The 497-nt window shown below is 67.2% G+C and carries 1 protein-coding gene; it reads left to right on the plus strand.

Annotated elements, in window-relative coordinates:
- The coding region (locus QMZ29_RS10285) for a TonB-dependent receptor domain-containing protein (protein WP_283225765.1) at positions 1 to 497 on the plus strand (497 nt) is incomplete at both ends.

The raw sequence follows: 497 nt of genomic DNA on the forward strand, positions 1-497 counted from the left end.
CTATCTCTCCGCCGGCCGCGGCTTTGAAACCCCGACCATCAACGAGCTCTCCTACCGCCCCGACGGCCAGACGGGCCTCAATATCGGCCTGCAGCCGTCCACCAGCGATACCGTCGAACTGGGCAGCAAGCTGCGCCTCGGCAACGGCCTGGTGAGCGCTGCGCTGTTCCAGACCGATACCGACAACGAGCTGGTGGTGGCGGAAAGCAGCGGCGGACGCACCAGCTACGCCAACGCCGGCAAAACCCGGCGGCGCGGCCTGGAGCTGGCGCTGGATCAAGAGTTCGCGCTGGACTGGCGCCTGCATATGGCCTGGACGCTGCTGGACGCCACCTACCGCAGCGAAATGTGCGGTAAATCCGGCTGTACCCCCGCCGGCAATCACCTGCCAGGCATCGCCCGCAACATGGGCTACGCCTCGCTGGCCTTTGCACCGCCGGAAGGCTGGCACGCCGGCGCGGAGCTGCGCTACATGAGCGACATTCAGGCCAACGACG

The sequence above is a fragment of the Serratia sp. PF-27 genome (assembly GCF_030053255.1).
Taxonomy (GTDB): domain Bacteria; phylum Pseudomonadota; class Gammaproteobacteria; order Enterobacterales; family Enterobacteriaceae; genus Serratia; species Serratia bockelmannii.